This is a genomic window from SAR324 cluster bacterium, from assembly GCA_015232315.1.
Classification (GTDB): domain Bacteria; phylum SAR324; class SAR324; order SAR324; family NAC60-12; genus JADFZZ01.
Window position 1 is genome coordinate 84,823 of the sequence record JADFZZ010000010.1, and the last position, 24,880, is coordinate 109,702.

20 protein-coding genes and 1 tRNA gene are annotated in these 24,880 nt (G+C 45.1%); 15 read left to right on the forward strand and 6 right to left on the reverse strand.

What is annotated here, in order from left to right; translation table 11 throughout:
- Nucleotides 1-9 precede the first annotated feature (9 nt).
- Together HQM11_09440 and bamA are read left to right on the forward strand one after the other, a co-directional pair.
- Nucleotides 10-684, forward strand: a complete 675-nt coding sequence (locus HQM11_09440) for an ABC transporter ATP-binding protein (GenBank protein ID MBF0351247.1) — start codon at nucleotides 10-12, stop codon at nucleotides 682-684.
- A gap of 60 nt (nucleotides 685-744) precedes the next feature.
- Complete coding sequence (bamA, locus tag HQM11_09445; protein MBF0351248.1) at nucleotides 745-3,147, forward strand: outer membrane protein assembly factor BamA; 2,403 nt, start codon at nucleotides 745-747, stop codon at nucleotides 3,145-3,147.
- Here bamA and HQM11_09450 read toward each other — a convergent pair.
- Entirely contained in the window at nucleotides 3,144-5,153 is a 2,010-nt protein-coding gene (locus HQM11_09450) for a PAS domain S-box protein (GenBank protein ID MBF0351249.1), read from the reverse strand. The two genes, bamA and HQM11_09450, sit on opposite strands and share 4 nt — an antisense overlap.
- A 422-nt stretch (nucleotides 5,154-5,575) precedes the next feature.
- Between HQM11_09450 and HQM11_09455 the strand changes: the two genes are divergently transcribed.
- The 8 genes from HQM11_09455 (at nucleotide 5,576) to HQM11_09490 (ending at nucleotide 14,072) form a co-directional block, all read left to right on the forward strand.
- Nucleotides 5,576-6,088: an alpha/beta hydrolase gene (locus tag HQM11_09455; protein MBF0351250.1), complete on the forward strand. Its 513-nt coding sequence runs from the start codon at nucleotides 5,576-5,578 to the stop codon at nucleotides 6,086-6,088.
- A 134-nt stretch (nucleotides 6,089-6,222) separates the two neighbouring features.
- Complete coding sequence (locus HQM11_09460) at nucleotides 6,223-6,663, forward strand: hypothetical protein (protein MBF0351251.1); 441 nt, start codon at nucleotides 6,223-6,225, stop codon at nucleotides 6,661-6,663.
- 32 nt (nucleotides 6,664-6,695) lie between these two features.
- Nucleotides 6,696-8,210 carry an NADH-quinone oxidoreductase subunit C gene (locus tag HQM11_09465; protein MBF0351252.1) on the forward strand — a complete coding sequence of 505 codons (1,515 nt, stop codon included), beginning with the start codon at nucleotides 6,696-6,698 and terminating at the stop codon, nucleotides 8,208-8,210.
- 9 nt (nucleotides 8,211-8,219) lie between these two features.
- Nucleotides 8,220-8,972 carry an NADH-quinone oxidoreductase subunit NuoB gene (gene nuoB, locus HQM11_09470; GenBank protein ID MBF0351253.1) on the forward strand — a complete coding sequence of 251 codons (753 nt, stop codon included), beginning with the start codon at nucleotides 8,220-8,222 and terminating at the stop codon, nucleotides 8,970-8,972.
- 19 nt (nucleotides 8,973-8,991) lie between these two features.
- Nucleotides 8,992-9,906 carry an NADH-quinone oxidoreductase subunit H gene (locus HQM11_09475; protein MBF0351254.1) on the forward strand — a complete coding sequence of 305 codons (915 nt, stop codon included), beginning with the start codon at nucleotides 8,992-8,994 and terminating at the stop codon, nucleotides 9,904-9,906.
- Nucleotides 9,903-10,544, forward strand: a complete 642-nt coding sequence (locus HQM11_09480; GenBank protein ID MBF0351255.1) for a hypothetical protein — start codon at nucleotides 9,903-9,905, stop codon at nucleotides 10,542-10,544. Before HQM11_09475 ends, HQM11_09480 begins: the two co-directional genes overlap by 4 nt.
- A gap of 34 nt (nucleotides 10,545-10,578) precedes the next feature.
- Nucleotides 10,579-12,036: a hypothetical protein gene (locus HQM11_09485; GenBank protein MBF0351256.1), complete on the forward strand. Its 1,458-nt coding sequence runs from the start codon at nucleotides 10,579-10,581 to the stop codon at nucleotides 12,034-12,036.
- Nucleotides 12,037-12,062: 26 nt separating this feature from the next.
- Complete coding sequence (locus HQM11_09490) at nucleotides 12,063-14,072, forward strand: hydrogenase (protein MBF0351257.1); 2,010 nt, start codon at nucleotides 12,063-12,065, stop codon at nucleotides 14,070-14,072.
- A gap of 293 nt (nucleotides 14,073-14,365) precedes the next feature.
- On the opposite strand, the gene HQM11_09495 is transcribed toward HQM11_09490, so the two are convergent.
- From HQM11_09495 to HQM11_09515, 5 genes are all read right to left on the reverse strand, one after another.
- Nucleotides 14,366-15,490 carry a DUF3187 family protein gene (locus tag HQM11_09495; GenBank protein MBF0351258.1) on the reverse strand — a complete coding sequence of 375 codons (1,125 nt, stop codon included), beginning with the start codon at nucleotides 15,488-15,490 and terminating at the stop codon, nucleotides 14,366-14,368.
- Between the two features lie 208 nt (nucleotides 15,491-15,698).
- Nucleotides 15,699-16,682: a hypothetical protein gene (locus HQM11_09500; protein MBF0351259.1), complete on the reverse strand. Its 984-nt coding sequence runs from the start codon at nucleotides 16,680-16,682 to the stop codon at nucleotides 15,699-15,701.
- Between the two features lie 63 nt (nucleotides 16,683-16,745).
- Nucleotides 16,746-18,047: a hypothetical protein gene (locus HQM11_09505; GenBank protein MBF0351260.1), complete on the reverse strand. Its 1,302-nt coding sequence runs from the start codon at nucleotides 18,045-18,047 to the stop codon at nucleotides 16,746-16,748.
- A 40-nt stretch (nucleotides 18,048-18,087) separates the two neighbouring features.
- The gene (locus HQM11_09510) at nucleotides 18,088-19,482 is read right to left on the reverse strand and encodes a FecR domain-containing protein (protein ID MBF0351261.1); all 1,395 of its coding nucleotides are present in this window, start codon (nucleotides 19,480-19,482) and stop codon (nucleotides 18,088-18,090) included.
- Nucleotides 19,483-19,967: 485 nt separating this feature from the next.
- Nucleotides 19,968-20,049 (reverse strand) — tRNA-Leu (locus tag HQM11_09515).
- Between the two features lie 442 nt (nucleotides 20,050-20,491).
- Here HQM11_09515 and HQM11_09520 point away from each other — a divergent pair.
- From HQM11_09520 to HQM11_09540, 5 genes are all read left to right on the forward strand, one after another.
- A complete protein-coding gene (locus HQM11_09520; protein MBF0351262.1) occupies nucleotides 20,492-21,460 on the forward strand; it encodes an AAA family ATPase in 969 nt (322 codons plus the stop codon).
- 285 nt (nucleotides 21,461-21,745) lie between these two features.
- Entirely contained in the window at nucleotides 21,746-23,386 is a 1,641-nt protein-coding gene (locus tag HQM11_09525; protein ID MBF0351263.1) for a c-type cytochrome, read from the forward strand.
- A gap of 108 nt (nucleotides 23,387-23,494) precedes the next feature.
- The gene (locus HQM11_09530; protein MBF0351264.1) at nucleotides 23,495-23,938 is read left to right on the forward strand and encodes a c-type cytochrome; all 444 of its coding nucleotides are present in this window, start codon (nucleotides 23,495-23,497) and stop codon (nucleotides 23,936-23,938) included.
- Nucleotides 23,939-23,967: 29 nt separating this feature from the next.
- On the forward strand, nucleotides 23,968-24,405 hold the full coding sequence (locus HQM11_09535; protein MBF0351265.1) for a hypothetical protein: 438 nt from the start codon (nucleotides 23,968-23,970) through the stop codon (nucleotides 24,403-24,405).
- A 30-nt stretch (nucleotides 24,406-24,435) separates the two neighbouring features.
- Complete coding sequence (locus HQM11_09540; protein ID MBF0351266.1) at nucleotides 24,436-24,879, forward strand: cytochrome c; 444 nt, start codon at nucleotides 24,436-24,438, stop codon at nucleotides 24,877-24,879.
- Nucleotide 24,880 lies beyond the last annotated feature (1 nt).

Below are 24,880 nucleotides of genomic sequence, written 5' to 3' on the forward strand. Positions count from 1 at the left end.
ACGGCCTCTATGCGCATCGAAGTCAAACAACTGAATAAAAGCTATCATGATGGCGAGGGACAACGCCTGCATATTCTCAGAGGCGTCACGTTCGCGGCACAATCCGGGTCAACCACCGCTATTGTGGGAGCTTCAGGAACCGGAAAGAGCACCTTTTTACATTTATTGGGAGGACTGGATTCTGCGGATACAGGACAAATTCTGGTTGGCGATCAGGATTTATCAACCATGAACCGTAACCAATGCGCCCTGTTCCGCAACCGGAAAGTTGGTTTTATTTTTCAGTTCCATCATCTTCTCCAGGATTTCAATGCTCTGGAAAATGTGATGATGCCTCTTATTATCGGTGGAAAATCATACCCTGAAGCAAGTCAGCAGGCGATGGCGATTCTGAAAGAGGTCGGACTTGGTGACCGTCATTCTCACAAACCATCACAACTGTCCGGTGGTGAACAGCAACGTGTGGCCATTGCCCGCGCGATTGCCCATAAACCGTCGATTTTGCTGGCGGATGAGCCTACGGGCAATCTGGATCAGAATAATGGCGAACATGTCATGGAACTCCTGCTCCGGTTGAATCAGGAACTCGGGCTCACGCTGATCATGATCACTCATAACCCGTCATTGGCTCAAGCCTTGTCTCAGTGTTATGAAATGAGAGAAGGACAGCTTCATCTTCAATGACAAGACCAGACATTTATTATTTTTTATTTAAAACCTTTTCAGGGGAAGCTCCCATTGTGTATGGCTTTAATTCGCCGATGCCTGTTTATTATGCTGATGATTTCAATGCTTCAGCCACTCCAGACCCATGCCCAGGAAAACCGGATTGTCAATATTGAGGTCACTGGAACTTCAGAACTCGAAGTTGCCCAGATCCTGTTCGCGTTGGAAACCCAGGTCAATGCTCCGGTAGATCAACGTAGCATTCGCCGGGATATCCACACGATTTACGATATGGGGCTGTTTCAGGATGTTCAGGTGGAAGTCGAACAAACGGCCGAAGGTTACGTCCTGCGAATCCATGTGACTGAAAGCCCCCGAGTGGTGCGGATTATTCTGGAGGGCCGAACTCTGGTTTCCCAGAAAGATCTTCAGGAAAAAATGACCCTTAAAAAAATGGACATTTATGACCCTGTCGCGGTGACTGAAAATATCAAAATTATTGAGGATCAATACCGCAAGGATGGCTACGCCCGGGTCTATGTGGAAAGCCGTATTGAAGAAAAAACGGAGCAGGAATATTATCTGTATTTCTCGATCAACGAAGCCCCCAGATCCTATCTGACCGATATTATTGTCAAGGGAGCCTATGTTTATTCTGAACTGGACATCAAACGCTTTATCCTCAGTTCGGAAGTCGATTGTTTTTCCTGGATCAACGAATCAGGTATTTTTCAGGAGGAAAAAGTCAATCAGGATATGGCGCTGATTGCCCAGCACTATCTCAAACTGGGATACATCAAAGTATTCATCAACAAACCACGGGTGATTCTGTATCGAAATCCTGATTACAGTCGCCTTGAAATCAATATGGATATTAAGGAAGGTCCCCAGTATTTTGCGGGAAAAATTGACATCAGTGGTGATATTCTGGGCGAAAAAGAAAAACTCATGGAACTTCTCGCACTCAAGGAAGGTGATGTTTACAATCCATTCCTGCAGAACACAGACCGTGCAGGCCTCAATGAAGTGTATCAGGAACAGGGCTACGCTTTCGCTCGAATCATTCCCCGGACCAATATCCATGAAGAAAACCGCACTGTGGATGTCACCTATCACATTGTGAAAAAAGAAAAAGCCTACATTGGACGTCTGGACATCGCAGGGAATGCTGAAACCAGGGACTATGTGATCCGTCGCGAGTTTGAAATTCAGGAAGATGAACTGTATAACGGAAAAAAACTCCAGGAAGGCCAGCAGAATCTGGAACGACTCGGATTTTTTGAAGCCGGCATGGGACTGGAAAAAAACGCCCGGGATGATGAAGACAATATTCTGGATATCGTCACCCGCTTGAGAGAAACCCAGACAGGCTCGTTTCAGGCACAGTTGGGCTATAGCGATCAATCCCGGTTTACCGGTGGGGTCCAACTTTCCAAGGGAAACCTGTTTGGCCGGGGACAAACCCTGCGACTCAGTGCGCAATTCAGTGAACGCGATGTTCAAAACGATTACAATATCACCTTCATCGAACCACGCCTGTTTGATTCCAGAACATCAACCTCGATTTCATTTTCTCACCGTCGTCTGACCGACAATACGGATTTGAATCGTGGAGAAATCAACGAAAACACCTATGGTATCGGTTTTGGCCATCCCATTTACCGGATGTGGCGTTTTGCCCTGAGATTCAATGCAACCGATCGCTTGTTCCAAAAGGATTATCCCAACATCATCAAACGCTCCATTTCCCCCTCGATCACGTATAATACGGTCAACCACCCGGTTTTTCCCTCCGATGGTCTGAAAAACACTTTTACTGTCACGCACACAGGGACACCTTTTGGCGGAAATACCCGGTTCCGGGAATATGAATACCATTATCAGCAATTCTGGTCCCTGAATGAAAACCGGACCCTGATTGTCATGGGGCAGGCACGTTTGGGCTATTTACAAAAACTGGATGATTTCCCCATTCCCTCTGAAGACAGATTCAGGGTTGGTGGAATCAATTCCTTGCGGGGTTTCGAATTTTATGAGGTTTCAGGCCCCTTTGGACCTTATGAACGCGACAGACATCAGAAACAAACTTCCATTATCAATCCACTGGGACTCCAACAGACAACGACAGTGGATGACCGGACAGAAAATTTGACACCGGATCAACTGAAAAATCTGGAAAGTGGTGGAATCTCACAACGGATTTTTAATCTGGAACTACTGTTTCCGCTCAGTCAGGATGAACGCAGTTTTGTCCGGGGCGTGATTTTCATGGAGGCGGGAAATGTGAACGCGGAATCGATTCAATACGAGCTTTTAGACGTGGAAGAACCAAAGTTTCTGGATTTAAGACGAAGTGCCGGGGTTGGTGCCAGATTGATCACGCCTGTTGGGGTTTTGCGGTTTGAATATGGATTTAAATTGGACAAGCGGTCTAAAGAATCCCCGGATAAATTTGAGTTCAATATCAGCGGATTGTTCTAACGGGAGTGTTGGTCTTTGTTTGAAAGAACATCACGGATGGTTTGTGCCATGTGATTTTTTTCAATAGGCTTCATGATAAAGGCCCGGATTCCGCTGGCTTTTGCCGCAGTCTGGGTCACAGACTGGTTATAGCCTGAAATGAGAATGACAGGAATATCAGGGCGGATTGCCAGAATTTTCTCAGCAAGTTGAACACCTGTCATGAGTGGCATCGTATGATCAGTGATCACCACATCAAAATTTTGCGGAGCATCCGTAAAAAATTGAAGAGCTTCCAGTGAATTGGTGGTGCTGGTCACCTGATATCCGTAATTCTCGAGCATTTCCCGGCTCATCTCTGTAATGACTTTCTCATCATCAACCAGAAGAATCCGCTCATTTCCCTGATGTTTTATATCCTCAACGGCTTCTTGCAACGGAAATGACTTTTCAGCGACTGGTATCAGGACCGTAAAAGTGGAACCTTTTCCCACTTCACTTTTTATGGTGATGCTTCCCCCATGATTCTTGACCGTTCCCTGCACCACTGATAATCCTAGACCAGTGCCTTCACCCTGTGGTTTTGTCGTAAAAAAAGGATCAAACACACGGTCCAGATTTTCCTCTGGAATACCAACACCTGTATCCTCTACTTTTAAACACATGTAAGTTCCCGGCGACAACGACAGATCCGGTTCATAACAAGTCAAGGTGCAGAGTTCCAGACAGACAGTCAGCACCCCGCCAGATTCTCGCATTGCGTAGCCTGCGTTAGTGCATAAATTAACAATCACCTGATGCAGTTGGGCAATATTGCCATAAACCAGAGGACAATTTTCTGTGATAGATGCATTGATCTCAATGGTGGATGGAAGCGTGGCGCGAATCATTTTAAGAACTTCATGAACAACAATATCCAGCGATAACAGATTGAACACGCCTTCATCCCGTCGGCTGAAGGTCATGATCTGCTTGACCAGATCAGAGCCACGTTTGCCCAATGTCAGTATCTGGTTGAGGTAATCGGTGGCTGGAGTTCCTTTGGGAAGGTAGGTCATGGCCATTTCAACAGAGATAAAGATTCCTTGGAGAATATTGTTGAAATCGTGGGCAACACCACCCGCCAGCGTGCCAATGGCTTCAACTTTCTGGTAATGCCTTAACTGTTTTTCCAGCAAAATTTCGTTGGTGATGTCTCGTTTGATGCAGACATAATGGGTCACATCTTTTTTATAATTCCGAACTGGCGAAATACTCAGTTCTTCTTCATACAAACTGCCATCTTTTTTTTTGTTGGTGATAATCCCTTTCCAGGTTTCTCCGATTGTGAGTGTGTCCCACATTTCTTTAAAAAAAACCGGTTCATGTCTGTCACTTTTAAAAATACTGGTGGGCTGGCCAAGGACTTCTTCAGCGGTGAATCCCGTGATCTTTTCGAAGGAGGTGTTCACATATTCAATGATCCCATTCACATCGGTGATCATGAAAATTTCTGAAGCCTGATCAATGGCCTGAAACAGGAGCGCTTTTTCTTCCACCAGCAACTCTTTTTCAATTTCTATCTGATGAAAACTCGAAATGTCTTTGAGCATCACAAAAAAACCATCAATGGTTTTCCGGGTTTGCCAGGGAATAATGGAAATTTCCATACAGGGTGATCCTTCCCTGTGATCCAGTTCACATTCTATGATGGTTTGGGCTCCGCTCAAGGCGGCCATAGCGGGTTTTTCCATGAATTTATAAAGTGCCCCCCAAACTTGCTCAAGCAGATGTCCCCGGACTGGATCAGGTTTAACAGCAAGCATTGTCAAATACGCTGAATTGGCATACATGCACTGCAATCGCACGTTGTATAGAGCCAATGGAACAGGCAATTCATCAATTGGCAGGCATTGATGTGAGTCGGTTGTTACAGGTTCCCGCGTTACAGGGCAAACGCCCGCACCTTGATCAAGATCCCTGATCTGCTGTCGCAATTGCCGTATTTCTTCCAGAAGTTCTGTTCTGGATAAGTCAGACTCTTTCATGGTGCTCATAGGGTTGGTCACAGTTTCAGTCACAAAACGTCAGGGTCGTTTAATTTGCCAACAAAGGATGCGTAGGATGGGTAGAGCTTTAGCGAAACCCATCGAGTTTTGTTGGGTTTCACTTCGTTCTACCCAACCTACCCACCATGCCAAACTGAAAATTAAACAACCCTGGAAAACGTAGAGGCGAACCTGAGTGTTCACCCTGCTTCCGGGCAGACACACAGGTCAACTCCTACAAGATAAAGCCCACATTGGGAATCAACGCAAAGACACGGTTTTTGATACCTGACCGAAAATATGTTCAATCCTGTGAACTTTGAAGGAATGATTTGAGTTTATTTGACTAAACTATTAACACCAAGCAAATACACAAGATGGAGAGATGAATCAATAAAGAAATTTCATCAATAGGGAGATATATGTCAGACAAGGTATTTTTTGCGCACGGAATGGAAAGTGGCCCCTGGGGAACAAAAATTGTGTTCATGGCAGAGATTGCGAGAAAATTGGGATTTGATGTGGAAAGCCCTGATTACTCTGAAACAAAAAATCCGGATGAACGTGTCAAAAAACTATTGAGTCTCAAACCCACAGCAGAAGGAAAACTGGTGCTGGTGGGTTCCAGTATGGGCGCCTGGGTTTCCCTCGAAGCCTCACAATCCATTCAGCCTGACGGAATTTTTCTGCTGGCACCAGCAGTTTATATTGGTGAACACTACAGTCAGTCAGCACCGACTCCCCATGCAAAAGTCATCGACCTTGTTCATGGCTGGAATGATGCTGCTGTGCCTGTAGAAAACGCGATTCGCTATGCCCGTGAACATCAACTCAGATTGCATCTCCTCGCTGACGGTCATCGTCTGGTGGATCAACTTTCTGTGGTTGGAACCCTGTTTGACTCGTTTTTAAGAGAAATTCAGTCCCTTGGTTAACAAACTTAATCGTAAGCGTTCCAGCGTCAGCTATCAGTTTTCAAGAATTCTCAAGGCCAGGAAGCCAAACGATATTTTCTGCTATTGAGTCATAATGCTTCTGAAGCTCATAAACACTGAAAGCTGAATACTTAATGCTGAACGCTTACCTTAATCTTCCAAAAAATATGTATCGGGGAAAACGCAATTTAATCCAGCTTCTTGCCTCTTTAACAGGCCTTGTGCTATTGGCTGTGGGTTGTGCCTCATCCCGTGAAAATTATGCCTATCCTACTGAGATTGAAATCAAGGTCAATGAAACCTGCACCCGGATATATGATCCTGCAAATCGGGGGATTATCGCGGTTTCCAGGCATACAAGAGTCATAAAGTTCGTAGTGGTTTCTGAAGGCATTCTGACGTTTTTTGCTGACGGAAAAAGTTATGTGCTTCCGCTTCAGACTGGTCTGGACGATGGCGAAGAGTATTATTGTGGCTCAAACAAAAAATCTACAACCCCCTGTTTATCCACCAATGACTGGGACACCCATTGCAAGCGCTCCCGTCCTATTCGGCCGGATAAATTTAAATATTAACTGTTGTGATTCAATAGTCATCGAGAAAACGCATGAAACAACACTGGCTTCAGACCGGCAATGGTAAGGCTGTCTCATGTAAGCAAATTCCATCTCTACCCTCTCTTGAATTCAATTCAGCCTTGGCTGAAGCCCTGGAAAACAAAAAAAGGGTCGTTTCCTGGTTTGGCATGGAATCCGGCTCTGATATTCGGGTTTTTGCGGTTTGCTCCGACACTTCGCACTCCGCGCTGTGGGTGACAGCCACCATGTTTGAAGCCGAGCAACGGTCCTTCCCCTCCCTTGCTTCCCGCTTTCCCGCTGTTCATTTATTCGAATGTGAATTGTATGAGCAACATGGTTTGCTGCCGGAAAATCATCCCTGGCTCAAACCCGTTCGTTTTGAACATGGCCGCAAACATTCCCTCGGAATGCACGATTATCCTTTTTTCCCTATGGATGGCGCCGAAGTCCATGAAGTCGGTGTGGGTCCTGTGCATGCCGGTGTCATCGAGCCTGGACATTTCAGGTTCCAGTGTCATGGAGAAACAGTATTTCATCTGGAAATTCAACTCGGCTATCAACATCGCGGCCTTGAATCCCTGTTTTTGCAAAAACCTTTATTGCGACAAGCCGCACTGGCGGAATCCATCACAGGTGATACCTCTATCGGTCATGTCTGGGCGTATGCTCAAGCCATGGAAGGTCTCACAGGCGTTACCCCGCCGGAGAGAGCACAATGGCTGAGAGTGATCGCTCTGGAACTCGAACGGTTAGCCATGCACATTGGCGATTTGGGTGCGCTCTCAGGAGATATTGCGTTTTTACCGGGATTATCGGTTTATGGACGCTTGCGCACCGAGGTGATCAACACCTCCATGGCCTTGAGCGGAAGCAGATTTGGCCGCGGACTCATTCGCCCCGGTGGCGTGGTTTATGATGTGGACTCTCAATTTTTGGCAGAATACCTGCCCCGCATGCTGACCCATGTGGAAAAAGACATGGATGGCATCAATGAAATGCTGATTGAAAGCCCCAGTGTCATTCCCAGGCTCGAACACACAGGTTTGTTGAGTACTGCTGTCGCCTCAGAAATTGGTGTGGTTGGATTTGTTGCCAGAAGTTCCGGCATCGCCATGGATTCAAGGCATGATCATCCGTATGGTGGTTATGTTTTCCTGAAATCAAGAATGGGGGCCATTCCCACTTTTCGCTGGGGAGATGTGGAGGCGCGCACCAAGTTGAGAATCGCTGAAGCAAAACAGTCCATTCAATTGATCTGGCTGTCGCTGATCCATCTAAATGACCAATCTTCGATTTCCATGCCCTGCACGACTGATCAGATCCAGCCGGATTCCCTGGTGGTGTCGATGGTTGAAGGCTGGCGTGGCGAAGTGGTGCATTGTGTGGTCACTGGCCCCAACCGAGAAACGTTGCGTTACAAAATCAAGGACCCCTCTTTTCATAACTGGTTCGGACTGGCTCAGGCTTTGCGCAACAACGGGATTTCTGATTTTCCGCTGTGCAACAAAAGCTTCAATTTATCCTATAGTGGCTTTGATTTATAAGGAAAAAGAATGTTAAACGCGCTTAAAGTCCGTTGGGCCCAGGGCTATCAAACGGTCGATCATATCCGCCAGGTTGAGTTGAATCAGCGCTTCAGGGGATTGCCTGTGATTGAATCCCGGGCCTGTCCGGAGGATTGCCAGGCCTGTGTGGAGGTGTGTCCCTCTCAGGCAATCCAGCTTTCACCGGTCAGGATTGATCTGGGAAAATGTATCTTTTGTCCGGATTGCAGCAAGGTGTGCCCTGCTGAAAAAATTCATTTTACTCCGGATTATCATCTTTCCTGCAATGAACGGGAAGGACTGGTGGTTGGATCACAGACCCAACATCCGGCAGTGAAAACGGAAGAAAGAATCAAACAGATTTTCGGCAGGTCACTCAAACTGAGATCCGTTTCCGCAGGTGGTTGTAATGGCTGTGAAATGGAATTGAACGCCCTGGCCAATGTGAATTTTGATATGGGACGTTTCGGTATCGAATTCACCGCGTCGCCCCGTCATGCGGATGGACTGGTTTTGACCGGACCCATTTCTGAAAATATGGCGCCTGCCCTGCAGGCCACCTTTGACGCCATTCCTTCACCTAAAATCGTGATCGCTGTTGGTGCCTGTGGAATCAGCGGAGGCGTGTTTGCCGCATCGCCTGCCCTGGACCGTAGATTTCTGGAAAAAATCCCTGTGGATTTGTATATCCCGGGTTGCCCGCCTCATCCACTTACATTTCTCAATGGCCTTCTGGATCTATTGGGAAAAAAATATTCATGAAAAAGGGTGTATGTTGTCTGTGATCAATATCATGCTTCATTTGGTGCTTCTGCTGGTTTTCCCACTTCTGTTTCCGAGCCTCATCAATCGTGTGAAGGCCCGAATTGCAGGTCGTCAAGGGCCTTCTCTGCGGCAATTCGGCTGGGATCTGCGGCGTCTGTTCAGGAAGGGACAGGTGATCAGCCATGATACCACCTGGATTTTTCAGGTTGCGCCCACCGTCAATCTGGCAACTGTCCTGTTTGCGGGATTGCTGGTTCCGATGGGCAAACAACCGCCTCTGGTTTCATTTCCCCTCGATTTTGTGTTTTTTGCTTATTTACTGGGGTTCGGAAAATTTTTTATGATCCTTGCGGCGCTTGATACCGGCAGTCCGTTTGAGGGGATGGGCGCAAGCCGTGAAGCGACCTTTTCAGCGCTGATTGAACCCTCTTTTTTTATTTTGATCGGAACCTTGACCCTGGGTTCAGGTCAGACTTCCTTTGCCCGGTTGTTTGAACTACACACCATTGCCGGGCCTCAGGTCCTTCTGATTTATGGCTTGGCACTGGTTGTTCTGTTTCTGATTATTCTGACCGAAGGCAGTCGTGTTCCTGTGGACGATCCGAATACCCATCTGGAATTAACCATGATCCATGAGGTGATGATTCTGGATCACAGCGGACCGGATCTCGGATTCATCTTTTACGCAAACGCCCTGAAACTGGTTGTATATTCTTCGCTGGTTTCCTGTTTTCTCGTACCGTCCAACCAGGACTGGCCGCTGGCCTATGCGGTCACAATCGGCACTTTTATTTTGATAGCCATAAGCATCGGTTTTGTCGAATCAATCATGGCACGTTTGAGAATGACCCATGTGCCCATGTTTTTGATTTCCTCATCTGTATTGAGTCTGCTGGTATTGGTGGTGATGACCATGGAAGGAAGCTTGTGAGTAATGTGCTGTTGATTTTTCTGGGATTGACCTTACTGCCATTTTGTGTGGCAAGACATCTCATGTTGATGATCCGTCTGTTGGTCTTGCAGGGATTGATACTGTTTGGCATCGCCTTGCTCAATCTGGACTTTGGTGATTGGGCGCATCTTCTGTTGGTCTTGCTGGAAACACTGGTGCTTAAAATGGCATTGATTCCCTGGTTTCTTCAAAAAACAATCATCTTCAATCACATGCGGCGTGATGTGGAATCCTATGTTCCAGATCTGGTTTCTCTTTTGGCTGGACTGGTTCTCCTCCTGGGAGGTTTTTTCTTTGCGAATTGGGTACATCAACGTGCGGAGTATGTCCACCCCCTCCATTTCGGTTTGGCCTTTTCAGCCATTGGCGTCGGCTTTTTTCTAATGTTGAGCCGTAAAAAACTCCTCACCCACCTGATTGGCTACATGGTCATGGAGAATGGCATTTTTCTATTGTCGCTGGCTGTTGTAGCAGAGTTGCCCTTTCTTGTCAGTCTGGGGGTCTTGCTGGATATTTTCATGATGATCTTATTGAGCAGTCTGTTCATCAATCGTATCCATTCCACCTTTGAAGACGAACAATTGAATATCGAACATCTGACATCGTTGAAACATTAAGTTTATTAATATCTCATTGGAGAGAGACGGGCCTATGTCCGAGGCGGAAATATTTTATGTCACATTGTTTGCGTTGCCCTTACTGGCCGGAATCCTGATTTATCTGGCGCTGTTTTTTAAAATCAGGATCCCGCATCAATATATGTTATCAGTGATGACAGTTTTACATCTGGCACTGGTTATGAGCATCTGGAGCAGACCGTTTCCTGAAACCCACTGGTTTCGACTGGATGAGGTCAGCCTGTTGTTCCTCACAATTCTCTCCTTCGCGTTTTTTGCGGTGGCCCTTTTTTCCATAGACTTTTTGCGGCAGTTTGAGCGTGGATCTCAAACCAAAATTTTTGTGGCAAATCTGTGTTTTTCACTGTTATGCGGCAGTGTCGCGCTGACCAGCAATCACCTTGGTCTGACCTGGGTGTTTATTGAAGGCACAACCCTGACGCTGGTAACAGCCATTGGTTATTACCGCCAGGAAGATTCCCTCGAAGGCGCATGGAAATACCTGTTCATCTGCTCGGTGGGAATCGCGCTGGCGTTTGTGGGAATTTTGTTGCTGGCTCTGGCAATTGCCGGAAAGATGGAACTTCAGGATGCCATGTTTTATACCAGTTTACAGCACATTGCGCCCCAGTTGCCTACCTTCTGGCTTAAAATCTCCTTCACTTTTTTGTTTGTGGGCTATTCCACCAAAATTGGCGTGATTCCCTTTTATTCTGCGGATATTGACGCCAAAGATGTCGCTCCGGCACAGATTGGCGGGCTGATTTCGAGCAGTCTGGGACTCATCGGACTGTTTGCTGTGCTAAAATATTATCAGGTACTGGTGGATGACAGTCGTTTGTTTGCGTCGCATCTGTTTATTCTCACCGGAATAGCCTCTGTGATTCTGGCCGCGGCCTACATGCTCCGGGTGCAAAATTACAAACGGATGCTGGCCTATTCCAGCATGGAACATTACGGACTCATCCTGATCTGCTTTGGCAGTGGAATTCCCGCCACGGCAATTCTTCATGTCGTTGGTCATTCCCTGACCAAGCTTTCCCTGTTTTTTACCGCGGGATTTTTTGTCCGCAAATATGCCACCAAAAATATCGCCGATCTCAGTGGCTTGTGTGCTCGCGAACCCGTTTTGGGGTGGCTCTGGATGGCAGGTTGTGCCAGCAGTATCGGACTCCCGCCCTTCAGCATTTTTTTCAGCGAATTTCAGTTATTCCATCATCTGGTGCTTGAGAAAAACTGGATTCTGCTGATTTTGCTTCTCGTATTCATGACAGTGATCCTCAAGGGAATGGCAGGAAATTTTTTCAGCATGTCCTGGGGGATACCCGTGAAAGCCGCACGATTACCATTGTTTTATTATGGAAAACTGACGGTGCTACTCCAGATTTTATGTCTGATTGGCGTTTTATTGCTCGGCTTTCAAATTCTGGTTTCAGGAGTGTTTGTTGAAAATTTCCTAACTCGTGCTGGGGCTCTGTTCAGCAATTTGTGAAAATTGAACAATACGGAAGGTATCAAATGGAAATCCTCATGTTCCAGACCGGTTGCGGTTTGATTTTTTTCAGCGGAATCCTTGCTTTGTTTGTGCCAGAGCCTTGGGCCGGGAAAATCGCCGTTACAGGATTGTTGCCGGGAAATATTCTGCTGTTTGCGGTGGGATTACACCGACTGGTGGAAGGCGGCCTCATGACTTTTTCCGATGTTGAAGCGGCATCGAAGCATTCCTGGCTGATACTGGATGGGTTGTCCGCTTTTTTTATGGTCGGAATCACCCTGATGAGTGGTTTGTGTGGAATTTATGGCTTAGGCTATCTGAGGCCGTGGTTGAATCAACGGAAGACCATGGGATTGCACTGGTGCGCCTGGAACTGGCTGACACTGGCCATGATTGGTGTGGTTACAATGCAACACCTGCCGGGATTTCTGGTGAGTTGGGAACTCATGCTGGTTTTCACCTTATTGCTGTTAGGGTTTGAGCAGGAAAAAACTGAAGTTTTTCAAGCATCTATTCTGTATCTGGTGTCAATGCACGTGAGTTTTATCCTGTTGCTAGCCGGGTTCATGGTGTTAGCGGATCATTCCGGATCATGGTATTTCAACGATTTTCATCTGGATGCTACGGTTTCCCCCCAGACCAGAGCCACTCTGTTTATGTTGCTGGTTGTGGGATTTGGCATCAAAGCTGGATTTGTTCCATTACATACCTGGTTGCCTCATGCGCATCCAGTCGCTCCCAGTCATGTGTCGGCAATGATGTCCAGTGTGGTCATCAAAATGGGAATTTATGGTATTCTCAGAACCTTGAGGTGGATTGAACTTCCTGAGGTGTCATGGAGTGTGGGGATCCTTACGCTGGGAGTGCTCAGCGCGCTATTCGGAATTTCCTATGCCCTGGCCCAACGGGATATCAAACGGATGCTGGCCTATTCCAGTGTAGAAAACATTGGCATCATCATGATCGGCATCGGCCTTGGTATGCTTGGGAAGTCACTGGAAAGTCCACTATTGAGCCTGTTTGGATTTGCGGGTGCCTTGTTGCATCTCTGGAATCACACACTGTTCAAGGGGGTGCTGTTTTTGAGTGCCGGTTCAGTGTATCACTCAGTCCATACCCGTGACATGGAGCAACTGGGTGGACTCGCCAAAACGATGCCAAAAACAGCGGTTCTCTTTCTCTTCGGGGCCATCGCCATTTGCGGATTTCCACCCTTGAACGGTTTCATCAGTGAATTTGTGCTGTATCATGGACTGGTCAACCTGCTTGGTCTCAGCAACGGCTTGTGGGCCCAACTCTGGGCTGTTCTCGGGCTGGCCGGTTTAGCTCTTGTTGGTGGCTTGGCGTTAGCTTGTTTTGCCAGAGCATATGGCATTATTTTTTCAGGAAAACCAAGAAGCGAAAAGGCCCGGAAATCCCATGAAATCACTGTCAGCATGTGGGGTGCTTCAGCCTTTCTTGGGGCAGTAATGCTATTGATCGGCGGCTTTCCGGTTTATGTCCTGTCCTTGTTGAAAGCACCACTTGCGCTTCTGGGAATTGACCCAACCATCCTGAAAAATATGACCTTGTCCTTTTCACCACTTCAATCGTTGGTATATGCGGAATTGCTATGCCTGGCACTGGGATTGGGATTGTGGGTCTGGAAACAGAAATTTTTGGTCAGGCCTTCAGGAATGACTGTCAGAGACACGTCTGAGTTTCCAACATGGGGTTGTGGTTATGGCGCCGATTCTCCCCGTTTGCAATATACCTCCTCTTCCTTTGTAAATCCGCTGTTGAGCCTGAACAAAACAACAATTCTTGAGGTGGAACAGCATTTACCGGAAGGTGTTTTTCCCACCGGAAGTTCACTGCGTACAAGAACTACGGATGTTGTCGAAAAAAAGCTGATCGGCTGGCCCTGGCAGGGATTTCGTTATCTACTGGGCTGGTTGGCAACCACACAGTTTGGTAGCACCAATATTTATCTGCTTTATGGCCTGCTCTATCTGGGAATCATAGGATTATTGGCTGGATGGGGGGTGTTGTGATGGACGTATTTCATGATTCTCCGTGACAAAGTGGACTGCCTTAGGTGTTCTGTCGCAAAGTTTTTTTGAGCAAGAACATCCCCCTTACACAGTTTTTCTGTAAGCGTTCAGCCGTCAGCTATCAGTTTTCAGGAATTCTCAAGGCCTGGAAGCCAAACGATATTTTCTGCTATTGAGTCATAAGGCTTCTGAGGCGCATAAACACTGAAAGCTGAATACTGAAAGCTGAACGCTTACGTTTTTCTAATGATATGTTTCATCTGTAAATGCGGCTATTAGGAGAGTTATTAAGATTAAAATAATGTAACATTCATTGCCCATTTTAAGAAAAATACCGCATCCGTTTCCAACGGACTATAATTCATCGTATCGGTTATTCCAAATTCAATGATTTGGAAATTTTTCATTTGTTTTCTAAAAGCAATCGTTGCATCAAACAGTCCTTCTGACAGATTTTCCCGTTCATCATTCCTGAAGAGACTTTCGTAGTAAAGGATCTGTATTGGCATATTCCATGTTTCAGATAAAGGGAGAACTCCCCCAATAAAATGTGTAATCCATTGTTTCTTCGTATTTGCGAAAACGGGTTGAGACATGATGGTTTGAGCCGTTGCCAAATGTAAAGCATACCCACCTTCCTGAAAAGAATAAACCAGCGATATATTGTAATCGTCGAAATCTTTGACTGGTTCAGACGGCGGTAGTTGATTGAGATGATATTCCAAAAGATGGTCCTGAAAATTAGAGGTCCATTTTACAGCTAAGGCATGTTGGGCGTTAGCCAATATTTTCCATTTAAGCGCAATACCATGTGATTCTGGAAGATGCTGTTCCATGGGAGTTTTGAAGGAAAACACCAGATTTTCATGTTGATTGTCAAACACCAATATATTGAAGTCGTTACGGGGATAGGTAACGCGCTTGGCATTATTACGACCTGTATTTTCGTGAAATCTTTCTATCCATCTATCCAGATTTCCCTCAAAAAAACGGATGTGACGCGTCATTAACTGGAGTTCTAATCCATAACCAATTCCCAATGAAAACCCGCCTGCAATTCTGTCAAACTCTCCATCGTGATAAATCGAATATCCTTCTGATTTGCAATCCCAATTATAATTAGGAGGATCTCCTGGTTGTAAATCAATGCAATGTTTGAAACTGACATGAGCATCAATGGATACTCCATCGACACCAGTATTCACACTATATTGAGAAAAATTTCCTCGTAACCAGCCTAGTTCAATATTCATTTTCCCGGTTTCAAGTGAAAATGCCGTATCGGGTTCATACAAAGTTCTCATAAAATAAAATACCACGGGTGTGCTATTATGAACAGGATGCACAGGAGGACTGCTCATCAACAATGAAGTGGACCATGAGAAGACACAACTGACTAAAGCAACACGCTTAATCATGCATGTTATTCTCACACCATACCTTGGATATCTAATCGACCGGGCAAGGAAAAATTCACATCCAATCATCCTTTTTCCATTTTTTGATAAGCTGAACGGATAAGATACGAATTGATAAATTGGCAAATGAGGAGAGAAATGAAAAGAAGAAGCAAAAGGAGGTTCCACTCCCCGTGCAAACCATGATTGCACGGGGAGGAAAAAAACATCAGTAATTGTATATATATGATTGAAATTCACAACTTGTGTAAGTGCCTGCTTTGCATGCAGTTGTTTCTGCAGGGTTCAGCATGTGTGTGACTTTTGTAGTCAACTTTTTGATGTTTGTATCACCATAGGTTGATTTGTATTCATCGACAAGTGATTGCAACTGCGTTGTTGCATCTTCCTTGGTAATTTGACCTGAATCTGGTGCGTTACGAACAACAAGTGGTGTTGAAAAAGTAGTGACATATTCACCTGTTGAATGAGTAACTGTCACAGAATGTATTTCAACACCATTACTGACTACCGGTTTTTTCTTGCCATTGTAGGTTGCACAACCTTTGGGCACTGGATCTGACAGACAAGCTCTCTTTAGCTGTATAGAAACGGCTTCAAATTGTGAGGCCAAATCCTGAGCTGAGTTGAATGCTTTTTTGGAGAAGCCATAATAAACGACACTTTCCTTTTTTTCAGGTGGAGCATTATCACCAATATCGTCCAGTGATTTCAGCACAGCCTTGGAGGCAATCGCCACCACTTGCCATGAAGTGTTGGCTCTTGCTGGAACGGGAAACTCAATATAGTCTTGGGCTTTTATTTCAGCATTAGTCAGATCAATAAACGATATATAGTCCATAGTATTCCCAATATCATTTTTGATATTATCTGAAATTTCGTCAGTGACAGGAGCATCTGGATCATAAACTTGAGGAACTCCATTGACTAGATTATTGGAATGTGTCAACGGAGCCACTATCAAAGTTTTAATGGGATCCACACCTTCATTAGTGCTATTGTCTACCCATCCATTCACTCTGGATTGTGATTGAACAATACCCACCTGTTTCAATAAATCGCCCAAATCAATAGAGGCTTGCCCCGGTTTGTTTTCTGGTGCTTCATTGCCACATCCACTGATTGTGATCAACATTGAAGTTACCAGCAATGATCCAATTTTTTTCATAAACTGCTGATATGTTTTTTTCATAACGTACCTTAAATAATTTTGTTTCAGAAAAAGGGTTAAAAAAACCAACGATTTCAGGAATGTTTAAAAGGATCCATCAATGGATAATCCGTGAACAGTTTTTTGATACAAGGATTTATTGGAAACATTAATTTTGTAATTGTAACCGTATTTAACGGACCAAGCCGGGAGAAATTGCCATCCTAATGCTGTTGAAAGTCTTATAGGCACATCCGTCCGTGTATCTCCCAGCAATTCTGCGCTTAAGGGGGTTACATTGGGATAATTGCGATAATGCATGCCAAAGCCGATATCAAACAATAGTCCCATTTCCCATTTGTTAAACCAATCAAAATCAAACGTCAGGAAGGAGTACTCTGATTCAGAGGTTCCATCACTATTCAAACCATAGGAAAACACAGTTTTGTGAGAATCAAGCTGTTCCTTATCAATATTGTTATATTCATATTTCAGTTTCTGTTCACTGCCGGTATCAGCTTCATTGCTGGCCAACAATTTCAAGGTGTAACCTAAAGACAAAATATGTCGGCTGACATCTTCTTTTTTATTGGCATGACCAAACTGGTATCCCACATCAAATCCGTGGTTTTGACCATAGTTTTCTCCGCCCAGATTGATATCCAAAAACAAGTAATTAAATACCATTCCATTCTCAGTAGGCGTAGGTGTCATCCCAGCTCCCAATATCAAAGCAGTGGATGAGAGGCTCTCATAGATGCTTTTGGTATAACTCGAATTACTGGCACCAACGAAGGCAGTCCATTTGTCATACATGAATAATACCATAGCATTCAAGGATGTCCGGATATCTTCCTGTTCAGCATCATCAATCACACCGGTGAGTTCAATATCACCAATTTTAACTGGGAGCCCCACATCATTGCTTGGATTCGTGTCTGTCTCATATTTTGCACCAACCACAACCATCCAATTCAATTTTTTCTCATCTTTTTTATCACTTCCTGTGTCTTCTTCCAGAAGTCCCAGTTGTTTTTCCTCTTCCTGTGTTAATTCCTTATCATCCTTATAGGAGACCAGATAACGTTTTTCTCTTTGATTTCCTGCTTCATCCACCGCTACAATCTGGATGAGGTTTTTTCCCTGACTGAGTTTGATGGACTGATTGACCACTACGGTTTCCGCGGGTTGAAAACTGACGGGTTGTTCATTGACCAGCACCTGTGAAACCTTGTCGGTATCATATATCACAAAACTCACGTTCAGAATTTCCGTTGAGGATTTTTGACGTCTTAACAAATCGGTAGTGGCAATTTGCGGTGCGTCAGGATTGCTTTGGGCCCAGGCAGAAATTCCTGGCAGGGTTACCAGCATCAACATACAAAACCAATTTTTCCATTTTTTCATACAAAACCTTCAGTTACTTGGTTATTCATGGTGTCAATAATTATTTTTCAATGGATACTTTAATTTTTGCTTTCACTTGTGAAGATGCTTCAACCGCACTGGCACCTGAATTTTGTACCGCTTGACCGGCTGAATTGGCTACTTCATTTGCGATACTACTAGTTGGTGGAACTACAGGCGTTGGTGCGGTTTGTGGCGCTACCGGAGCTTCCGTAGGTTTTGTTTCAGTTTTTGGTGCTGTGGGTGCTTCAGATGGTTTGAATTCTGTTCCGGTTTGAGTAACTTGTGGAACAACAGTGGCTTCATTGGGTTTTACTTCCTGAATGGTTGACATTTCAGTGTTCGTAACACCTAACGTTGGTCCTTCTGATTTGATGTCCGAAGTATTCAGTTGTTGAGAATCCACTGCGACAGTGATGATTTGGATATTAGTAGACCCATTGTCCACACTGGTCAAGGTTTGACCAACAGGAATTACACTAGAAGAGGCTGAACTTCCGGTTCCTGTAGATGGCGGAATACTGCCAGTTCCAGTTCCAGTGGATGCTGAAGTTCCAGTCCCAGTACCGGTTCCAGTGGATGCTGAAGTTCCAGTCCCAGTACCGGTTCCAGTGGATGCTGAAGTTCCAGTCCCAGTACCGGTTCCAGTGGATGCTGAAGTCCCCGTGCCGGTGCCGGTTCCACTTCCTGATTCTGTTGATGTTGCAGAACCTGTTCCAGTTCCACCACCTTCGTCACCACCACTTGTTGCAGAACCTGTTCCAGTTCCACCACCTTCGTCACCTCCGCTAGTTGAACCAGTTCCGGTTCCACCACCTTCGTCACCTCCGCTAGTTGAACCATTGTTTCCTTCTTGAGAGTCACCACCGTTTTGATCGTCCTCTGTGTTTCCAGATCCTGAATTTCCATCTTGTTCAGTTTGGGTTGATTCCAGATTGATTGCGGTATTGTTATACCCGACTATAGTTCCACTCAATGCGGCTACACTGGTTGAGGCCCCTGTCGTGTGAACAAGTGCTTCCGAACCTTTCACTCCGACAGTCACTGTAGTGGTAAGAATATTGAGATCTTTTTTATCTAGGCGGTCTTCTTTTGTTTTTGCTAAAAATTTTCCAAACAAACTTCGTAAAACGCCAGATGCCTTTGGATTCTTCCAGGGTTTTGCCTGAAGGATAGAATTTCCTCCAGCGGTTATCTGAGATTCATCTTCGGTAAGAATGATCACGACTTTAGATTCCGGAGCTGTACGTATCACATCGTTTACATTAACATCTATCTCATTTTGAGGTGATGCATAACGCAAGCTTTGTCCACCACGAATGATGGTCATGCTCCCTTGTTCCACATTGGCTTTACCATAGGATGCGCCATAAACTGTTGATGCGCTCAATCCGATAAAACATATCATTGACAAAGTTGATTTATTCTTTTTCATAAGTTTATCCTGCTTAAATGAATGGTGGGCAAAAACATCAATTCGACCATATATGAGGCGATGAACAAGTGTCAATTAATAAATGTAACAATTTATGGGATTGGTCACATTTTAGGCCATGTGTCAAAACCGGGGATTTGATGTGTTTCCCGCTTTGGGTTTTGTTTTGTAGGGGTAGACCTATGTCTCTGCCCGGGAGTTGAACAAGCACACGGGTTCGCCGGTAGTGGTTCCGTGTTAACTGACGGAGAGCGACGTTATGGCAATTTACTGTTTGAAATCTGTCGACAGCAACTTCATTCAGAAAAACCGGGACGTCCAAAACAAAAAACGGAACCACTGCCCACCGGAAGGTCACTTAAGATAAGAGGAAGCCATATAACCTCAACATTGACTATGAACATTGATTAATGTCAAAAACAGTCAAAATTGAGCAATATGCTGGTTTTAGTCTATTGAAATGATTGAAATATTATGGGAGGGAATGCGAGAGAAGGGACTCGAACCCCCATACCTTTCGGCACCAGATCCTAAATCTGGCGTGTCTACCAATTTCACCACTCTCGCATTGCAAAACAGCCCGACCTATTACCACCCAGATGTTCCGATGTCGAGATTTTTTTTTAGATCATTTAAAAACATGTTGTGGTCTCATAATGCGAATTATGGGTTGAAGCAATCCATGTTTTTCTGTGTTATATTAGTGAATAACCACAAACACTAATCACAACGCACAAGGAGGAATCATGAATTGGGAAGTACCATTAATAAGGCTTTACGGGCGACTTCCAATAAGGGACGAGGAGTTTTAGAGCGACAATACGGTCAGCGTAGATCTGACGTGCCGGAAAGACATCCGCGATCTCATTCTCCCCAATTTTTTCAATAAGTTCGTAATCGGCATTCAGAGGGGGATCTTCCACCGGAAAGGAAAGGATTCTCTGTTTCAAAGGAGTCAACGGTTCCATCTGTACCCAATCTTCCCATTGGCACTCAGTCTTTTGAGGTTTTGAGAACCAATCAAAATGTGTATGTGGACAAGACCCGGTTTCTGTATGACCTCATTACAACCGGACGGGTTTACTTTCTCTCCCACCCCAGACGTTTTGGGAAATCGCTGCTGGTCACCACCCTTCAGGCTTTGTTTCTGGGGAAAAAAGAATTGTTTGAAAATTTATGGATCACACAAAACACGGATTACGGTTTTGTGGAATATCCGGTTTTGTTGATTGATATGTCATTGGGGAGTATCCAGGAAAGTGACCAGTTGCAGAAAAAACTTACAAATCACATAAACACCCTGGCATCTCAATATGGAATCCCGCTGGAAATCGAAGAATATGACCAGCACTTTAGAGAGTTGATTCGGAAACTGAAAGAAAAAACCGGCAAGCCTGTGGTGATCCTTGTTGACGAATATGACAAACCAATTCTGGACAACATCAACAATCCGGAAGTGGGAGCGATCAGGGACACTCTTCGTCAATTCTACACCATCATCAAAGCTTCTGATGCACACCTGCATTTTGTGTTTTTGACCGGCGTGAGCAAGTTTTCCAGAGTCTCGGTGTTTTCCAGACTGAATAACCTGTTTGATATTTCCATGATGGGGCAATATGCGGCGATTTGCGGATACACCCAGGAAGAGTTGGAACGTACTTTTGAAGACTGGATTCTGGACTTGGCAGAGGAGCAGGAATTCGATAAGGCGCAGACGTTGAACAAAATTCGGGAGTGGTACAATGGGTATCGTTTTTCCACCAAAGAGATCAAAGTGTATAATCCTTTTTCCACGCTGTTGCTCTTTCAGCAAAAACAATTCAAAGCCCACTGGTTTGAAACCGGCACGCCCTCCATGTTGATTCGACTTTTGGAAAGCAAAAACTATCCTCTGAGCAACCTGGAACAGCTAACCGCAACTGAAGAAATGTTTTCCGTATTCGATGTTGCCTGTTTTCATACTTGTCTTCGTCGATGAGTGATGCAGCTATGCCCAACTTGGAACCAGCGCCTGGTTTGGTTTACAAAAAACAAGCCTGAGCCAGATTCAACACAATTCTCAAAAATAACTGGAACATCGAGTAAAACAGAAGAGTTATGACATTTATCATAATTCATCCGCTCTCCTTTTCGTTACATTGCATCCTGATTCTTTTAATGAATCTCAGACAGGCCGTCAGACCTTGAATCATGGAAGGAAAGATTTCCTGTTTGTACTTCTTTCAAACGTTTTTCAGGAGAAATAACTATGACCCAAAAATCAATGTATCAGGCGGGACTATGGATTGTGGCGCTTGTATGGACCATGCTCATCATGGGATGTAACCAGGCATCACAAAGCACAGAACCCAAAAAGGACGGCAATATGGCCATGGCTCCAGCTCTCAATGAGCAGGAACTTGTCAAAGGCAAACAGATCTATTTTGACCGCTGTGCCGGTTGTCACGGAACCTTGAGAAAAGGCGCGACAGGACCTGATATTACCGATGAGAAGATGTTGAAAAAAACGCTTGCCAAACTTGAAGAAGTCATTTTTGAAGGAACCAAAGCCGGAATGCCAGGCTGGGGACGAACCGGCGAAATGACCCGTGAAGAATCCCAACTGATGGCAAAATACATTCAAAATCCCGCGCCGATTCCACCTGAAATGGGCATGAAAGAAATCCTGGCGACTCACAAGTTGATCGTAGCTCCTGAACAACGGCCAAAAACCCAGCAACACTCACGAGATATTGACAACTACATGGGGTTGATCCTGCGTGATGTCGGCAAAGGCGCAATTCTGGACGCCACCACACGTGAATTGGTGGATGTGGTCAACACAGGCTTTGCGGTGCATATTTTTCGTGCCTCAGCCAGTGGACGATATTTCTACACCGTGGGACGTGACGGCAAAGTCACCATGATAGATATGTTCACCGATAAACCCAAAGTTGTTGCCGAAGTGAAAACCTGTGCGGACGCACGATCCATCGAGGTTTCAAAGTACAATGGTCCCAAAGGTAATTTTGTGGACAACCTGGCAATCGTGGGTTGCTACTGGCCTCCTCAACTCGTGATTCTGGATGGTCAAACACTGGAACCGAAAAAAATTATCTCCACACGATCCAACACCTATGACACCAATGAATACCATCCTGAACCTCGTGTTGCCTCCATTGTCGCGTCACATTTTGACACGGAATGGGTTGTTGCCATCAAGGAAACCGGAATGGTCTGGCTGGTGGATTATGCTGATCTTAAAAACCTGAAAATCACTCAGCTTGAAACCGAGCGATTTTTGCATGATGGCGGTTTTGACGCGTCCAAACGTTATTTTCTGGTAGCGGCAAACATGCGTGATCAGATGGTTGTGGTTGATACCAAAGAGAAAAAATTTGTGACCAAATTTGAAACCGGAATAAAACCACATCCCGGACGTGGCGCAAACTGGAATGATCCACAATATGGCCCTGTCACAGCCACCACACACCTTGGTGAAGGAAAAATCACAGTCTATGGTTCTGATCCACAGGGGCATCCGGATCAGGCCTGGAAAGTACTTCGTACCGCAAAAACAGACGGTCCCGGACTGTTTTTGAAAACACATCCGAACAGCAATCATATCTGGACAGACTCAACCCTGGCCAAGGACGGAACAAAAAACCAGAATATTTGTGTGTTCAAAAAAGACAACTTTGAGGCTGGAGCAACATGCTTCAAGGCCGCTGATCATGGGAAAGTGGTTCACTTTGAATACAATAAGGAAGGAACTGAGGTATGGGCCTCTGTTTGGGACGTAAAAGGTGAAATCATCATTTATGATGACAAAACACTGAAAGAAATCAAACGGATCTCCGGTGACTGGCTGGTCACACCTACAGGTAAATGGAATATGTACAATACGGTCAGGGATATTTTCTAATCGTTTGTCACTCTTCCACAATTCAGGGTTTGGGAGCGCTGCGACCAAACCCTTTTTTGTTTGTAACAACCAACATAAAAACTATGCTTTTGAAAGGTGTTTATGGCTATGAAACTGACAAAAAAGTTCTGGGTCTCTTTACTGGGATGCGTTTTGGTCCTGTTGCCAGTTATGATTTCCTGTTCAGAAACAAAAACAACGCCTCAACCTGCGACTGACAAATACAAAGTTCCTGACGCTCCCGCAGAATATCTGAGCATGACTAATCCCTACACCTCTCAGGAAGATGTCACAAAGGGTGGTGAGCTGTATCAGGGGAAATGCTCAGACTGTCATGGGGAAATAGGTGAAGGGGATGAGGATGGCGACGATGTGGCGTTCAATGACACTGAATGGATGAAAACACGTACTGATGGGCAATTGTTTTATATTGCCAGAAATGGTGCCGGCCCAGATATGGAAATGGAAGCATACGGCCCGGGAAGTGACGCTGACATGAGTGAAAAAAAAATATGGCAGATCGTTTCCTATATCCGGACGTTGGCTAAATAATCACGATAATGATCTTTGAAAAGCGACGTATGCAATCATCTCAATCACACGCAGAGAGTGTTACCGCAAGGTTTCTCATAAATGCTGAAACAGGTATTTTTAATATTTGTACAAATATTTTTCGCTCAATAAACATCTGTTTGAGCTTTGGTTTTGTGCTGTTGAGTTTGTCCAGTAAGGCATGGGGACTTCCGGAAAAAATTATCCCCGGCCATTCCTATTATTCCAATGAATACCTGGAAAATGACGGCTGTTATGATCTCGGTGAGGAAAAAAATCTGGAAGAAGTGTATCAGAATTACAATTATTACGAGGCCCAGTATAATATCAATCAGCAGGTAATTATATTCAAAGCCTACAAACAGGGAGAACTGGAATGGAAAATGACCTGTGATTATCGTGCGGGACGTCTCTCAAAAACAATAACAGAATTTCCCGGGCAACCTGTCTCAATAAAAAACTATTAGCTTCTGAGATCTAGGCCTATGAAACACCGAATGAAATTTACGTTGATTTACGGCATGGCTGGTGCCGGTATGCTTTTCACCGCCTGTGTTACAGCAACTGGTCCGCTCAACAAACCAGGTCGAATCAGTGACGCACCGGAAAAATATATGCGGATGATAAATCCTGAAATTCTGACAGCGGAAAAATTATCCTATTATCAGAACCAGTTTCTGACAAAATGCGCCCGATGTCATGGAGAAAAAGGCGATGGCGTTGGTCAGGATTCAGGACTGATGGGTGTTCCAATGCCAAACTTCAGTGATCCTGAATTCATGAAGCAAATCATGGATGGAGAAATCTATTATCAAATTGAAAATGGCGGAGAGGACAAATCCGCAATGCCCGCCTTCGGCCTGGATTCCGCACAGGGCTGGAGTGAAGAAAAAATCTGGAATATGGTGGCCTATGTCCGGAGTCTGGCCGCCAGCCCCTGAC

Bases quoted from the DNA above. Each gene is read 5' to 3' on its own strand.
- HQM11_09440 (MBF0351247.1), top strand. From the start codon at position 10: ATGCGCATCGAAGTCAAACAACTGAATAAAAGCTATCATGATGGCGAG.
- bamA (MBF0351248.1), top strand. From the start codon at position 745: ATGGCTTTAATTCGCCGATGCCTGTTTATTATGCTGATGATTTCAATG.
- HQM11_09450 (MBF0351249.1), bottom strand. From the start codon at position 5,153: ATGAAAGAGTCTGACTTATCCAGAACAGAACTTCTGGAAGAAATACGG.
- HQM11_09455 (MBF0351250.1), top strand. From the start codon at position 5,576: ATGTCAGACAAGGTATTTTTTGCGCACGGAATGGAAAGTGGCCCCTGG.
- HQM11_09460 (MBF0351251.1), top strand. From the start codon at position 6,223: ATGCTGAACGCTTACCTTAATCTTCCAAAAAATATGTATCGGGGAAAA.
- HQM11_09465 (MBF0351252.1), top strand. From the start codon at position 6,696: ATGAAACAACACTGGCTTCAGACCGGCAATGGTAAGGCTGTCTCATGT.
- nuoB (MBF0351253.1), top strand. From the start codon at position 8,220: ATGTTAAACGCGCTTAAAGTCCGTTGGGCCCAGGGCTATCAAACGGTC.
- HQM11_09485 (MBF0351256.1), top strand. From the start codon at position 10,579: ATGTCCGAGGCGGAAATATTTTATGTCACATTGTTTGCGTTGCCCTTA.
- HQM11_09490 (MBF0351257.1), top strand. From the start codon at position 12,063: ATGGAAATCCTCATGTTCCAGACCGGTTGCGGTTTGATTTTTTTCAGC.
- HQM11_09495 (MBF0351258.1), bottom strand. From the start codon at position 15,490: ATGATTAAGCGTGTTGCTTTAGTCAGTTGTGTCTTCTCATGGTCCACT.
- HQM11_09500 (MBF0351259.1), bottom strand. From the start codon at position 16,682: ATGAAAAAAACATATCAGCAGTTTATGAAAAAAATTGGATCATTGCTG.
- HQM11_09505 (MBF0351260.1), bottom strand. From the start codon at position 18,047: ATGAAAAAATGGAAAAATTGGTTTTGTATGTTGATGCTGGTAACCCTG.
- HQM11_09510 (MBF0351261.1), bottom strand. From the start codon at position 19,482: ATGAAAAAGAATAAATCAACTTTGTCAATGATATGTTTTATCGGATTG.
- HQM11_09525 (MBF0351263.1), top strand. From the start codon at position 21,746: ATGTATCAGGCGGGACTATGGATTGTGGCGCTTGTATGGACCATGCTC.
- HQM11_09530 (MBF0351264.1), top strand. From the start codon at position 23,495: ATGAAACTGACAAAAAAGTTCTGGGTCTCTTTACTGGGATGCGTTTTG.
- HQM11_09535 (MBF0351265.1), top strand. From the start codon at position 23,968: ATGCAATCATCTCAATCACACGCAGAGAGTGTTACCGCAAGGTTTCTC.
- HQM11_09540 (MBF0351266.1), top strand. From the start codon at position 24,436: ATGAAATTTACGTTGATTTACGGCATGGCTGGTGCCGGTATGCTTTTC.